This is a genomic window from Chelativorans alearensis (assembly GCF_010993735.1).
Lineage (GTDB): Bacteria > Pseudomonadota > Alphaproteobacteria > Rhizobiales > Rhizobiaceae > Chelativorans > Chelativorans alearense.
The window spans coordinates 182,234-197,208 of the sequence record NZ_WQNI01000004.1; the positions used below are offsets into that span (position 1 = coordinate 182,234).

Sequence of the window (14,975 nt, forward strand, 5' to 3'; positions counted from 1 at the left end):
CGATGACAAGACGGCGGCAAAGCGACGACCTGGCAGCCAAGGTGCGGTTCCTCAGCGATCCGCAAGCCTACCCGATAGCGCCAAAGCACGTGGAGGCGCGCGAGACCCATATGTCGTGGGTCTTTCTCACCGACGAGCGCGTCTACAAGCTCAAGAAGCCGGTCAAGCGGACGTTCCTGGATTTCAGCACGGTCGCAAGGCGCAAGTTCTTCTGTGAGGAGGAACTGCGGCTGAACCGTCGTCTAGCACCCGAAACCTACCTGCAGGCGGTTCCACTGTACCGGTCGTCCTCCGGCACGTTCTCGCTCGCAAGTGGCGGCCGCATCGTTGACTGGCTGGTGGAGATGAGGCGGCTGCCGCAAGCGGACATGCTGGATGAGCGCATACCGGATGGGCGGGTCGGGCGCGGGGACGTCGAACGCATTGCCCGGCTGCTTGCCGGGTTCTACGCGTGTCGCGAGCCCGAGCGTGCGTGTGCAGGTGCATATTTGCGCCATCTGGTCGAGGAGCATCGCCTCAACCGTTCCATCCTTGCGCGCAGCGATCCGGCCCTGGCGGAGATGGCCGCCGGCCCGCTCGACGCCGTCGAAAGGCTGCTTGCGCGGCTGAGACCCGAAATCTTCGAGCGCATTGCCGCGGATGTCGTTGTCGAAGGACACGGCGACCTCAGGCCCGAGCATGTCTGCCTGTCCCACCCGCCGCAGATCATCGACTGCCTGGAGTTCAACCGCGCCATGCGCATCATCGATCCTTACGACGAGGTCAACTATCTCGGCATGGAATCCGAGATGCTCGGCGCACCCTGGATCCGGCCGATGCTCAGCGCAGCGCTGGGGAAGCGGCATGGATATTATCCCTCGGCCGATCTTCTGGCGCTCTACGGCGCTTTCCGGGCCCTGCTCAGGGCCCGCCTGTGCATCGTCCATCTGATGGAGAAGCCCGTGCGCCATCCCGAGAAGTGGCGTCCCTTGGCCGTCCGCTACATCGAGCAGGCGGAACACGAGCTCAGCTCTCGGTCCCCAGAAGATCGGAAATCGACCCGCCGTCGCGAAGGCGTCTGATCGCCTCGCCGATCAGGGGAGCGACGGAGGCGATCTCCAGCCGCGCCGCGGGATATTCCACCTTGGCGCGCATGGCGCTCGCCACGCTGTCGGTCACGACGATGCGGTCGACGGCATCGCTCCCGAACAAGGCCCCGGCACCCGGGCCGAACAGCCCGTGGGTCGCCAGCGCATGAACCGCCTTCGCGCCGCGCGCGCGGCAGGCGTCGGCCGCGCGCAGCATGGTGCCGCCCGTGCTGATCATGTCGTCGAGGATGAAGACGGCGGTGCCATTCACATCGCCTGCGAAGAGATCGCCGGATACGACGCCTCGGCTGCGGCGCTTCTCCAGGAAGCCGAAGCCTGCCTGCAGATCGGTCTCCGCTTCCAGGCATTCCTTGAGCAGTTGCGCGCGCTTCACGCCGCCGCCGTCGGGCGAAAGGATGGTGACGGGGAGGGCGCCCGCCAGCCGTTCGATCACCGGAAGGAAAAGCCGGCGTGTGTCGAGATGCACGGTCTCGCAGCGGAACGCATTCTGAAAGGCCGCGATGTTGTGCACGTCGAGCGTGACGACCCGATCCGTCCCGACCGCCTCCAAGAGCTGCGCGACATAGCGCGTGGCCACCGGATCACGCGCCTTGGTCTGCCTGTCCTTGCGCGCATAGGCGAGATAGGGCGCGACCGCCGTCACCCGCTCGGCGCCATGCTCGCGGCATGTCGCCAGGAAGAAGAGCAGTTTCAGGAGCCGGTCGTTGGCGGAAGCGTCGTCGCTTCCCGCGAGGCTGTGCAGCGCATAGACATCCTCGCCGCGCACGCCGACAAGCGGGCGCGCCTTGTGCTCACCGTCCTTGAAGTCCCGCTCCTCGTGCGGATCGAGGGCGGTGCCGAGGGCCACCGCGACGGCGGCGCCGAGATCTTCCGAGCCCTTCAGCGCGAAAAGGCGCATGGTTCCTTCTCCATCGTACGGCCAGTCTGCTGCCGCGGCCGTCCATTGCCTTGATCCGTGTCAATCGGCGGCCCAGCGGAACCTCCTATTTGAGGCTTCCTTTGACGAGGATCAATGAACGGAACAGCCTGATGGGTGCACGGTTCCGGCGTTCACCGACACGCGACAGATCTGCTCCGCGACGACGGGAAACAGACGTGAGGTGCCGGACTGCGAAAATCCGGCAAATTTTACCACGCGCAGCCGAAACCGCCGTCCTCCGCGCGAGCGCCGAACCGGAGGCAAGCATGCTGGCATCCTCTTCTGCACCGAACCAGGCTCACAATTGCGAGGCAGAGTTTTCCGAACGCTCATTCTCCTCCACATCCTCGCCGGTCCTGGCTTACGTGGAAGCCTCCGCATCCGCCGCGCGCAGGCTCATCCCGCATGCCATGGCGATGGCCGAAGCGCTGAGCGCGCCGCTCACGCTTCTCCACGTGCTGGACCTGCCTGTGCGACCGGACGAGCCCGCCGATCCGGTGGAGTGGAGCATTCGCCGGCAGGAAGCCCACAGCCGTGTCCGGCGGGCGATAGGGGAGGGACAGCCACGTCTGTCGAAGCTGGATGTCAGGGTCACCGAGGGCCGGCCCGTCGACCAGATTCGCCGCTGCGTGCGTGAACTGGAGGCCTGCGTTACGGTGGTCGCTACGAAGGCCGACGAGAACGCCGCCGACTGGGAGCTGGGCGAAACCGCCCGCAAGCTTATCGACCGCTCCTGCGGTGCGCTGCTTCTGGTGCCGCCGTCGGCCGAGGCGGTAACCGAGGTGCGCTACCGGCGCCTGCTCGTGCCGCTTGACGGCTCGCGCATGGCCGAGAGCGTGTTGCCCTTGGCTGCACGCCTTGCCCGCGCGACCGGTGCGGAACTGCTTCTTGCCCATGTCATCCCGACGCCGGAGTTGACCGAAACAGGCCCCCTCGAGGCGAACGATCACAAGCTGCGGCAGCAGGTGGGCGAGCGCAACGAGCAGGTGGCGCGCGGATATGTCGAGCGGATTCGCCGGCGCCTTGCGTGTTCGGGGCTTGCAGTGCGCAGCCTGGTCGTCCGTGATGGCGACGTGCGCAGCGATCTGGCTCGCCTCGTCGAGGATGAGCGCATCGATCTCACGGTCATGTCGGCCCACGGCCGCAGCAGCCGGCCCGACGTGGCCTGCGGCAGTGTTGCCGGCTACATGATAACCCACGCACGCACGCCGCTTCTCGTGGTCATGGGGGCGAATGCCAACCATGGCAATCACGCCGCGGGTAGCCAGGGAAACGGCCGGCCGCCGCGCGGCCCCGTCTCGTAATGCTGGCGGCACCGGGAACGGAAGGCGATCCGCTTGCGGCAGCGGCGCGGGCGCTTGCCGAAAGTCATCGCCCATCGGATCTGAGGCCGCGCCATGTCGCCTCTTGGGTGAAACTCGAACGAATGACGGAATGGCTCCGGCCCCTCAAGGCGGCTGCCGCCGATCCCGAGCCGCATGCCTCCAAGGCCGCCGAGTGGCTGCTTGATAACGATTACCAGATACGGCGTGCCATCCGGCAGGTTGCCCGCGACATGCCGGAGGATTTCTACCACCGGCTCCCGGCCCTGGGAAACGACGAGGACGAAGGAAACCCGCGCGTCCTGGCGTTGGCCTATGGATATCTGCACGCCTCGCATCTTCAGCTTTCGCTGGGCGCTGCCGTGCAGTTCGTCCGCGTCTATCAGGAAAGCGCACCGCTGACGATCGGAGAGCTGTGGGCGTTTCCGACCATGCTGCGGCTTGCGTGCCTGGAGATTCTCACTGACGCCTGCGGCCGGCTGTTCCCCGCGGTGCGGCCGCCTTTCGTGCCGACGCGCTATGTGGGCATGTTCGGCACATTCGACGATACGGATCGTGTAGCCCGCGCGCTCACAAACGTGATCGGCATCACATCCGTCCCGTGGAAAGACTTCTTCGACCGCACGAGCCTGGTCGAGGCCACGCTCAGGAAAGACCCGGCGGGGGTCTATCCGCGCATGGATTTCGAGACGCGCGACCGCTACCGCAAGGCGGTCGAGGAACTGGCGGCGGGCGCCGGGATCGCCGAGCTGAAGGTTGCCGAAGAAGCGGTTTCCGAGGCGGGAGGCGTGCCGGAAGAGCCTTGCGATCATGTCGGCCACTGGCTCGTCGGCGGCGGCCGATATCCCTTCGAGCGGCTTCTGGGCTACGGCGTTCCGTTCTGGACCGCGTGTAGCCGCTGGCTTCGCCGCCATCCCGGTCTGCTTTATGTCACTGCACTCTTTATCGCCTCGACGGCTGCCCTGGTTCTGCCCGTCGCCTATCTCGCGATTGCAGGGGCGGGACCGGTCATGCTGGTGCTGGGGGCCGCGCTGACGGCGCTGCCGGCCTCGGTGCTGGGCGTCACCTTCGTCCATTGGCTCATCACGCGCACGATCCCGCCGCGCGTCCTGCCCAAGCTGGATTTCGAGAAAGGCATTCCCGAAGACTGCCCGACGGTGGTGGCCATACCCGTCATCATTCGCAAGGCCGATGAAATCCGGCGGCTGATGGAGCGGCTCGAGGCGCACCGGCTTGCCAATCCGGACCCGTCGCTGCGTTTCGTGCTGCTCAGCGATTTCGCCGACGCGCCGCAGGAGCATGCGCCGGGCGACGAGGCGATCGAACAGGAATTGCTGGCCGGCATCCGCCGGCTCAACCAGCGCTACGGCTCGGGCGAAAGCAGGCCCTTTCACCTCTTGCACCGGCCGCGGCGGCAAAACCCCTGCGAAGGCTCTTGGATGGGCTGGGAGCGCAAGCGCGGCAAGCTCGAGGAGTTCAACCGGCTTGTGCTCGAAGGCGACAGATCGCGCTTCAGCCTGTTCGAGGGCGATACCGAGCTTCTTCGCCGCGTCCGCTTCGTGGTCACCGTCGATGCGGATACTGTGCTGCCGCCGGGCGCGGTGGGTCGGCTCGCCGGCACATTGGCGCATCCGCTCAACGAGGCGCGCTTCGACGCACGGTCGCACCGTGTGCACTCTGGCTACACCATCCTGCAGCCGCGGGTGGAGATATCGCCGCTCAGCGGCAATCGCTCGCCCTTCGCGCGCCTTTATGCCGGCAACACGGCAATCGACATCTATTCGCGCGCCGTCTCCGACGTCTATCAGGACCTCTTCGGGGAGGGGATCTATGTCGGCAAAGGCATCTACGAGGTCGCCTCCTTCCACAAAAGCCTCGAAGGCCGTGTGCCGGAAAACGCGCTCGTCAGCCATGACCTTTTCGAAGGTGTGCATGGCCGCGCGGCCCTTGCCAGCGACATCGTGCTCTACGAGGATTTCCCGGCTGGCTATGTCGAATATGCGCGCCGCTGGCACCGCTGGGTGCGGGGTGATTGGCAGCTCCTGCCGTGGCTGATGCGGCACGTGCCGGGGCAGGGCGGAGAGCGTTTCGTCAACGAACTCTCGACGCTCGACCGCTGGAAGATCCTGGACAATTTCCGCCGCAGCCTCATTCCGCTCTCGCTTCTTGTGCTGGTGCTGGCCGGCTGGCTGGTCCTGCCGGGCAGCGCCTTGGCGTGGACCCTGCTCACGGTCGCCGCGCCCGGCGCCTACCTGTTCACCGACCTTGTCACGGGGCTCGCCCGCGGCCCCCGGCGCGGCGCCATGCAGGGGTTGCTTCACAACCTGGCGGACCATTCCGGGCGTTGGGCACTTGCCATTGTCTTCCTCGTCCACGACGCAGCCGTCGCCGTCGATGCGATCGCGCGAACATGCTGGCGGCTATGCATCTCGCGCCGGCATCTGCTCGAATGGACGTCCGCCGCCCATACGGCGGCCGCCGTCGACGGCGCCGGTCCCCGTATAGCGGCGTGGCGCTATATGTGGCTTACGCCGGTATTCTCCGTTCTGGCAGCCGCGGCAATCCTGTTCGTAAATCCGCCGGCTCTCATCCCCGCCGCTCCATTGCTGGCCGTGTGGCTGATCTCCCCCGAAATCGCGGTGCTGATCAGCCGGCGCAGGAAGCCGGCGGTGGAGGAAGTCCAGCGAAAGGACCGCGCCTTCCTGCGTCGGCTGGCGCGGCGCACGTGGCTTTACTTCGAAACTTTCGTCGGCCCCACGGACAACTGGCTGCCGCCCGACAATTTCCAGGAGGAGCCGCATTCGGCAATCGCGCACCGCACCTCGCCGACCAATATCGGCATGATGTTCTTGTCCGCGCTCGCCGCCTGGGACCTCGGCTATGTGGATTCGCGCGAATTCACGGCCCGCCTGCGCAACACCTTCGACACGCTCGGCCGGCTCGCCCGGCACCGGGGCCACCTGCTCAACTGGTACGACACGCGTACGCTGGAGCCATTGGAGCCGCGCTATGTCTCGACCGTCGACAGCGGCAATCTTGCCGTCTGCCTCCTCGCGCTGAAGGCGGGATGCGAGGAGGCGGCGACCGAGCCGCTTCTGAGGGCGCAGCTGTGGGACGGGCTTGCCGACACGCTGGACGTGCTTGCCGAGGCGACGGACCACCCGGCGCATGACGGCACGGACACGCTCGCGCCCCATCGTTCCGCCCTGGCAGCGTTCATATCCCGCGCACGCGACGACGTGACGGTGTCGTGGCCGGTGTTGTCCGAGATCGTGGCAGAAGCGTTTCCGCGCTTCGAAAAGGCTATTGCAAAGTTGATTTCGGCTCACCACGAGCGGGAGACGGAACGGCTGCGCAATATCCATGTCTGGCTCGAGCGGGCACGGCATCATCTCACGCGCATGCAGCGCGACCTGCAGGAGCTTTCCCCCTGGCTGCCGTTGCTGGAAGCGCCGGCGGGCGGCATGGAAAAGTTTGCGCTGGAACTGAAGCAGGTGCTGTGCGCGCCGATCTCGCCGACAGTGATCGAGGATCGCTGTTCGCACGCCTGTTCGCTGATCGCGCAGGCGGCCAACACCGCGCAAGGCAGTGCGGCCGCCTGGCTGCACGACCTGGAGGCAGCGATCGAGGCAGGCTGTGCGCGTCAGAGCGCGCTGCGCGACGAGTTGAGGGAACTGGCGGCGACCAGCGAAAGGCTGGCCTTCGCCATGGATTTCCGTCCGCTCTATGACCGCGAGGCGCGGCTTTTCCACATCGGCTACAATGTCAGCGCCGACCGGCTGGATCCCTCCCATTACGACCTACTTGCCAGCGAGGCGCGGCTTGCCAGCTTCTTCGCTATCGCCAAGGGCGATGTCGCGTTCGAGCATTGGTTCCACCTCGGGCGTCCGCTCGCGCGGGAAAAGGGCGGTATGGCGCTGATCTCCTGGAGCGGCTCCATGTTCGAATATCTGATGCCGCCGCTGCTCCTGAGAAGCGCGCCAGAGACCCTGCTGGGACAAAGCGAGCGCACCGCCGTGGATCTCCAGCGCCGCTATGCCGAAAGGCGCGGCGTGCCCTGGGGGATATCCGAATCCTCCTTCGCTTCGCGCGATGCCGACCACAACTACCGCTACCGCGGCTTCGGCGTATCGGAGCTGGGCCTGCGCCGCGATCTCGCCCAGGACCTGGTCGTCGCACCCTATGCGGCAGCGCTCGCCTTGCCCGTGCGCACGAATCTGGCCGTCGAGAACTTGAGGGCGCTGGAAGAGATCGGCCTCGGCGGGCTCTACGGCCTGTTCGAGGCCGCCGACTTCACGCCCGAGCGCCGGCCGGCCGGCCGGCGTTTTGTGCCCGTGCGCAGCTACATGGCGCACCACCAGGGCATGATCCTCGCCGCCCTCGACAACGCGCTTTGCACCGGCGCGCTGGTGCGGCGCTTCAATGCCCACGCCAACGTGCGCGCCATCGCGCTTCTGGTGCAGGAACGCATCCCATGGGAGCTGCCGCCGGAGTTCCAGGCGTCGGAACTGGCCGAGCCGGAGGAGGGGCGGAAGAAGCCCGCGCTGCCGGCCCCGCACCCCTGGCAGCCGCCGGCGGAGAGCCCTCTGCCGCAAATCCACGCGCTCGGCAATGGCAGCCTCTCGAGCCATGTCAGCACCGGCGGGGGCGGCGGGCTTGCCTGGCGCGGCCATGCGTTGACCCGCTGGCAACCGGACCCGACGCGGGACGATGCGGGACTGTGGCTCTACGTCCGCGACGAGGAGAATGGCGCTTTGTGGTCGATCGGCCGGCAGCCCACCGGGATTGCGCCCGAAGAGGGTCGTATTGTCTTCCACCCCCACATGGCGGAGTTCCATCGCCGCGACCGCGGTATCGGCACGCGCATGGAGGTAGGTGTCGCCCACGACGACGACGTGGAGATCAGGCGCATCAGCATAGTCAACGAAAGCGATGCCGAACGCCGCCTGCGCCTCGTCTCCTACGGCGAAGTCGTGCTCGCGCCGGCGCTGGAGGACGAGCGCCACCCGGCCTTCAGCAAGCTCTTCGTGGGCAGTGAATACCTGCCCAGCCTCAAGGCGCTTGTCTTCACACGCCGCCCGCGCAGAGCGGAGGAAAAGCCGCCGGCCCTCCTTCACCGCATCATATGCGACGACCCCGAGGTGGAGATTGCGGGTTTCGAGACGGATCGGCGCAGCTTCATCGGGCGCAACGGCACTCTCCGCGCGCCGCAGGCTCTGCGCGAGGTGCTGACCGGCTCTACCGGGTGGACACTCGATTCCGTCATGGCGTACGACCTGCATATGACGCTCGCGCCGGGCGAGCGCCGGCAGTTCTCGCTGGTCACCATGGCCGCGGAATCGCGCGAGGCCGTTCTGCGCCTTGCCGACCGCTACGCCACGCCGGCAGCGCTCGACTGGGCGCTCGACGACGCGGCGATGGAGGCGGCGCGGGAGGCGCGGCAGCTCAGCCTCGAGCCGGCGCGATTGCCCGAATTGCAGGCGCTGTCGTCGCTACTGACCTGCCGCCACCCGGCCCTGCGCGCCGCACCCGAGGTCGTCGCGGCCAATCGGCTGGGGCAGCCCAGGCTCTGGAGCTTCGGCATCTCCGGCGATCATCCGATCCTGCTTGTGAAGGCGGGCGATCCGGAGAACATCGATCTTCTGCATGTCCTGATCGCGGGCCTGAAGATATGGCGCCGGCGCGGCATCCTGGCCGATCTCATCGTCATGCGGCCGGGCATGTCGGGCTATGTCGAGCCGTTGCGCGAAAAGCTTCTGTCGCTTTTGCAGGACATGGAGGCGCAGGAGCTTCTGGGGCGCGCAGGCGGCGTGCATCTGATCCTCGGTGATCAGGTGGGGGAGGAGGAGCGGCGCCTGCTCGAAGCCTGCGCCGTCGCCGTGCTCGACACGGCACGGGGCACGCTGACAGAACAACTCGCCGCGGTGGCCGAGATGCGGCCCCAGGCGCCGCATTTCGAGGCGACCCTGGCGTCTCGATCCGCCGAAACTCCGGACATCGCACGGCCGGAGGGCCTTTTGTTCGACAACGGCTATGGCGGCTTCAGCGCGGATGGCCGCGAATATGTGATCCACCTGAAGCCGGGGGAGGCAACGCCGGCGCCGTGGTGCAACGTGCTGGCCAACGATATCTTCGGCACGCTCGTCACCGAGGCCGGCGGCGGCTTCACCTGGGCGGTGAACAGCGGCGAGAACCGGCTGACGCCCTGGACCAACGATCCCGTCGCGGATCCCGGCCCTGAGGCGCTTTATCTTCGCGACGAGGAGACCGCCGAAGTCTGGACGCCCACCCCGCGGCCAGCGGGCGGCGGACGGGCGCACGAAATCCGCCACGGCGCCGGCTACACCGTGTGGCGCAACGCCGCTCACGGACTCAAGCAGAGGCTGACCGTCTTCGTGCCGCCGGACGACCCGGTGAAGATCGTCCGGCTTGAACTCGACAATCCGCAGCCGAGGCCCCGTAGGGTGATCGCCACCTACTACGCCGAATGGCTGTTGGGCAGCCTGCCGCGGATGGCGCGGCCCTTTGTGGTGTGCGGCTACGATCCGTCCTGCCACATGCTTCACGCGCGCAACCCGTGGAACCCGGACTTCGCCGACCGGGTGGCGTTCCTGACGTCGAGCCTGCCGCCGCATAGCTTCACCACCGACCGGGAGGATTTCCTGGGCCGGGAAGGCGAGGCGGCGCTGCCGGCGGGCCTGACCCGCTGGGACCTGGGACAGCGCGTGCGGCCGGGCGCTGATCCTTGCGCGGCCTTCCAGGTGCATCTCGACATCGAGGCGAACGGCAAGGCCGAGGCCATCTTCATCCTGGGGCAGGGGAGCGATTTTGCCGAGGCGGCCGATCTCGCCCAGCGTTGGCAGGACCCGTCACGCTGCGACTCTGCCTTTCATGACCTCGCACGGTTGTGGGACCGCCGGCTCGGCGCCGTGAAGGTCTCGACGCCCGATCTTGCCACGGACCTGATGCTCAATCGCTGGCTCCTCTATCAGGTCTATTCCTCACGGCTCCTGGCGCGTGCCGGCTTCTACCAGGCGGGCGGCGCCTACGGCTTCCGCGACCAGTTGCAGGACGTGCTTGCGCTTTTGTGGAGCGAGCCGGAACGGGCGCGGGCGCATATCCTGAAGGCCGCCGCGCATCAGTTCGAAGAGGGCGACGTGCTGCACTGGTGGCATCCGCCCAATGGCCGGGGCGTGCGCACACGCTGTTCCGACGACCTTCTGTGGCTGCCTTATGTCGCGGCAGCCTATGTCGAGGCGACGGGCGACGAGGCGATCCTGGAGGAACAGGTGCCGTTCCTGCAGGCCCCTCCACTGACGGAACACGAGGATGACCGTTACGCGCGCTATGACATGCTGAGCGAGCCGCGCAGCCTGTTCGAGCACTGCGAGCGCGCCCTGGAGCGCGGCATCACCAGCGGCGCACATGGCCTGCCGCTGATCGGCAGCGGCGACTGGAACGACGGCATGGACCGGGTCGGCCGTAAGGGGCGCGGCGAGAGCGTCTGGCTCGCCTGGTTCGCTACGGCCACGATGAGGCGCTTCGGCAGCCTCGCCCGCATCGTGAAGCGGGCCGATCTCGCTGAGCGGTGGGAAAGCCGCGCGCGCGAGATGGAGGAGGCGGTCGAGGCCGCCGCCTGGGATGGCGACTGGTATCTGCGCGCGATCGACGACGACGGCAATCCCCTGGGAACGGCAGGGGCGGAAGAATGCCGCATCGATTCCATCGCACAATCCTGGGCGGTGCTGGCACGTGGAGTGCCGTCGCGCCGGGCGCGGACGGCGTTGAAGAATGCCGAGGGCGAGCTTGTGTCGCAGGAGGCGCGGATCGCCCGCCTGCTATGGCCGCCTTTCGACAAGACGCCGCTCGACCCCGGCTACATCAAGGCCTATCCCCCCGGAATACGCGAGAATGGCGGGCAATACTCGCATGCGGCGGCCTGGCTCGGCCATGCCTTTGCCCGGCTCGGCGACGGCGACAGGGCGGCTGGAATGTTCCACTTCCTCAATCCGCTCACCCATGCGGTGACGCAAGCTGACGCGGAGCATTACCGTGTCGAGCCTTACGTGGTGGCTGCCGATATCGCAGGCGTCGATCCGCACACCGGCCAGGGCGGTTGGACATGGTACACGGGCGCGGCCGCCTGGACCTGGCGGCTCGGCATCGAGGCGATCCTGGGTCTCAAGCTTGAGCGGGGAAGGCTGATGATCGACCCTGCGCTGCCGAAGGGCTGGGGTGGCTTCAAGGCGGAAATCACAGTGCCGGGCGGCACGCTGGAAGTCGAGGTCAACGACCCGGAGAGGGTCGGCCATGGCCGCGTTGAAATCAAGGTCGACGGCAAGGTGCACGAGGGAGCCATCGCCTTGCCTGCGGACGGGAAGACGCACCGGGTCCAGGTGCGCCTGAAGCCGTTTCCCGTGCGGCGCTCAAAAGTGGCTGAACAAATCTGAGCCGCAGGGCACAGGCCCGTTGACATCGGTCAAGTCGGGCACCGAGAGGCTTTGGTAGCTTTCTCCCGGCCAATGAAACGATGGAGATGGGCAAAATGGGTATGGTGTCTGGCAAGACCGCACTGGTCACAGGTTCCAGCGCGGGTATCGGACGTGCGGCAGCTTTGAAGTTTGCCGCCGAGGGCGCGAAGGTCGTCGTATCCGACGTCAATGTCGAGGGCGGCGAAGAAACGGTTGTCATGATCGAGAAAGCGGGCGGCGAGGCGGTATTCATCAGGGCTGATGTGTCAGCGCCGGACGAGGTCGATGCGCTGATCGCCAAGGCTGTGGAGAGCTTTGGCCGGATCGACTGCGCCTGCAACAATGCCGGCATCGAGGGGAAGATCGTACCCTTCATCGAGCAGCCGCTCGACAATTTCGACCGCATCATCGCCGTGAACCTGCGCGGCACCTTCCTGTGCCTGCAGGCCGAAATCAGGCAGATGCTGAAGAACGGCGGTGGTGCGATCGTCAACCTCGCCTCGGTTGCGGGCCTCATCGGCTTTCCCGGCCTTGCGCCCTATGTCGCCTCCAAGCACGGGGTCAACGGGCTCACCAAGAATGCCGCGCTGGAATACGGCAAGCAGGGGATCCGGGTGAACTCCATCTGTCCCGGCGGCATCGACACGCGCATGCTGGATTCGCTGGCCGAGCAGTCGACGGATGGGGAAATGAGCACGCGGGAAATGATGGACCCGTTTCATCCTATCGGCCGCATCGGCGAACCGGAGGAGGTTGCGGAACTGATCATTTGGCTGTGCTCCGATCGCGCCTCCTTCATAACAGGAGCGAATATCCCGATCGATGGTGGGTTTGTCGCCCAGTAGGGGCGACGTCCTACAGGCTGCCTTCGCGCCCGGACATCCGGTCGATAATGATGCGGAAGAAAGATCTCCTCCGCGTGGGCTTCAGCGAACCTGGCTCCGGCTGGGGCCGAGGCGGGCTAGCCGCGCCGCTGCCTCGGCTTCGCTCAGAGCTGGATCGAGTGCCGTTTACCGGAGCGCGCTTCGGTCGACTTTTTGTCTGGGCGGGGAATTGTACCGTCGGATGGCCGCAATTCGGGTCGGGCAAACGCCGAAATATCGGCCGATCCTCTCATCGGAAAGGCCGAGATCGGCGAGCACGGCGATAGCCACGTCGGGCCGCGGTCCCATCCTGTCGCCCGCAATCCGACCGCGACGTTGGTCCGGATTACCCACCATGATCCTTTCTCCCCTGGCGGCCCGTTGTCACCAACGCATCATGTGCCGACCTTGGCTGCGGCCTATTCCCATTCCCATCATGGGCAGAACGATGTCGTCGGCCACAGCCTTCTGCTCGTCGGCGAGGACGGTATAGAGATCATCCGTGGCGGTCTTGACCGATTTCATCTGCTCAAGCCGCGTTTCCATCTGTGAAATCTGCCAGGCAAGCCGCTCGGGCAGCGGTTTGTCGAACATCTTTCCATCGTCGTACTGCTCAGCCATGGAGCGCATCATGTCGTTGTGCGCTTCGGTCGATGTTTTCACGATGGCGGCGAAGGCATCCCACGCAGCGGTCTGATCGGGCGTGATCTTGAGTTCCGTCTTCATGTAAGCCAACCGGCCGTCCACGCGGTCGAGCATGCCGTCGGGCAGCCACCACCCCATCATGCCGGGCCCCCCGCCGCCCATCATGCGCTCCATGCTCCAGCCCCAGCGCGGTCCCCAACCGCGCTCGTCGTCTGCCGCCGCCGGTACGCTCACCAATGACGATGTGGCCGCTGCCGCTGCCAACGCGATGCCAATCCAATATCTCGACATACCTGCCTCCTGATTGAACGACGCGGCATGCCTGAAAAGCTGCACGCGTTCCCATTCCTGATTTTGAAAGCTAAGCACGCCTTTGACGGCGCATCATTGATCAGCGTCAAGCTGCGGCCGATCTTAGGTCTTCATCAGACGAACGACCGCCGGGCTCTCCGCCGAGGTCGATCAACCGCTCAATTTCAACGACCCATTCGTTGGCCAGCGTTTTGAGGCTGAACGTTCGCGACAAAAGAGGTACAAATCCGTGCAATTTGGTCCTATTTGAGTGCACGGGTTACTGGCTGATCTGGTTGATATGCATCATAAATCGTTGGAAAACCAAGAAAAAATCTTCGCCGTCGCCCCGATGATGGATTGGACGGACCGTCACTGCCGTTTCTTCCACCGCCAGCTTACCCGGCGGACATTGCTTTATACCGAGATGGTCGTCGCCGATGCGGTGATCCATGGCGACCGGGGCCGGCTGATGGGCTTCGATGCCGTAGAACACCCCGTCGCCCTGCAGCTTGGCGGCAGTGAACCGGGGAAGCTGGCGGAGGCGGCGCGCATCGGTGCCGATTTCGGCTACGACGAAGTTAACCTCAATGTCGGCTGCCCGTCCGACCGGGTGCAATCGGGCACCTTTGGCGCCTGTCTGATGAAGGCGCCGGAGCTGGTCGGCGAATGCGTGGCGGCGATGAAGGGCAGGGTGTCGGTGCCGGTCACGGTAAAGTGCCGCATCGGCGTCGATGATCAGGATCCGGAAGAAGCGCTCGACCGGCTGGCGGAGCACGTTTTCGCGGCCGGCGCCGACGCGCTTTGGGTGCATGCGCGCAAGGCCTGGCTTGAAGGCCTGAGCCCGCGCGAGAATCGCGACATTCCCCCGCTCGATTATGACCGCGTCTATCGCCTGAAGGAAAAATATCCAAAGCAATTCATCGGCGTGAACGGCGGCATTCAGTCCCTGGATGAGGCAGCGGCCCACATGAAGCGGGCCGACGGGGCGATGGTGGGCCGCGCCGCCTACCATACGCCCGCCATGCTCGCCGCCGTCGATGGCCGCGTTTACGGCGCACAGGAAGGGCCCGTGGACCTTGCAGGGGTCGTCGAGGCAATGGCGGCCTATGCCGCGCGCCACATCGCCACGGGCGGCCGTCTATCCCACGTCACGCGCCACATGGTGGGCCTGTTCCACGGGCTGCCGGGGGCGCGGCGCTATCGGCAGATCCTCTCTACTGATGCCACCAGCGTCGATGCCGGTCCTGAGGTGCTGCTGAAGGCCTTCTCTGCGGTCGACCGTTCCGCGCGCGCCGAGGCGGCGTAAAGGCGCTGTCCTCCACGATTTACTTTCCTCCACGCGGAGGCTAGCCAGTGCCTCCGGCACAAGGGAA

The 14,975-nt window shown here is 66.1% G+C and carries 7 protein-coding genes; 5 read left to right on the forward strand and 2 right to left on the reverse strand.

Features of this window, described 5'->3' with window-relative positions; translation table 11 throughout:
- Positions 1-2: 2 nt before the first annotated feature.
- On the forward strand, positions 3-1,061 hold the full coding sequence (locus tag GPJ75_RS08070) for a hypothetical protein (protein ID WP_163266913.1): 1,059 nt from the start codon (positions 3-5) through the stop codon (positions 1,059-1,061).
- Here GPJ75_RS08070 and GPJ75_RS08075 read toward each other — a convergent pair.
- Positions 1,006-1,986: a ribose-phosphate diphosphokinase gene (locus GPJ75_RS08075; RefSeq protein ID WP_163266915.1), complete on the reverse strand. Its 981-nt coding sequence runs from the start codon at positions 1,984-1,986 to the stop codon at positions 1,006-1,008. The genes GPJ75_RS08070 and GPJ75_RS08075 overlap by 56 nt on opposite strands.
- Positions 1,987-2,273: 287 nt before the next feature.
- On the opposite strand from GPJ75_RS08075, the gene GPJ75_RS08080 reads away from it, so the two are divergent.
- The 3 genes from GPJ75_RS08080 (at position 2,274) to GPJ75_RS08090 (ending at position 12,645) form a co-directional block, all read left to right on the forward strand.
- Positions 2,274-3,311 carry a universal stress protein gene (locus GPJ75_RS08080; RefSeq protein WP_163266917.1) on the forward strand — a complete coding sequence of 346 codons (1,038 nt, stop codon included), beginning with the start codon at positions 2,274-2,276 and terminating at the stop codon, positions 3,309-3,311.
- A 122-nt stretch (positions 3,312-3,433) separates the two neighbouring features.
- Complete coding sequence (locus GPJ75_RS08085; RefSeq protein WP_246248975.1) at positions 3,434-11,779, forward strand: GH36-type glycosyl hydrolase domain-containing protein; 8,346 nt, start codon at positions 3,434-3,436, stop codon at positions 11,777-11,779.
- 95 nt (positions 11,780-11,874) lie between these two features.
- Positions 11,875-12,645: an SDR family oxidoreductase gene (locus GPJ75_RS08090; protein WP_205602492.1), complete on the forward strand. Its 771-nt coding sequence runs from the start codon at positions 11,875-11,877 to the stop codon at positions 12,643-12,645.
- A 402-nt stretch (positions 12,646-13,047) separates the two neighbouring features.
- Here GPJ75_RS08090 and GPJ75_RS08095 read toward each other — a convergent pair whose 3' ends face one another.
- The gene (locus tag GPJ75_RS08095) at positions 13,048-13,599 is read right to left on the reverse strand and encodes a Spy/CpxP family protein refolding chaperone (RefSeq protein ID WP_163266921.1); all 552 of its coding nucleotides are present in this window, start codon (positions 13,597-13,599) and stop codon (positions 13,048-13,050) included.
- A gap of 301 nt (positions 13,600-13,900) precedes the next feature.
- Between GPJ75_RS08095 and dusA the strand changes: the two genes are divergently transcribed.
- Positions 13,901-14,908 (forward strand): tRNA dihydrouridine(20/20a) synthase DusA, encoded by a 1,008-nt coding sequence (gene dusA, locus GPJ75_RS08100; protein ID WP_163266923.1) that lies wholly within the window; start codon positions 13,901-13,903, stop codon positions 14,906-14,908.
- Positions 14,909-14,975 lie beyond the last annotated feature (67 nt).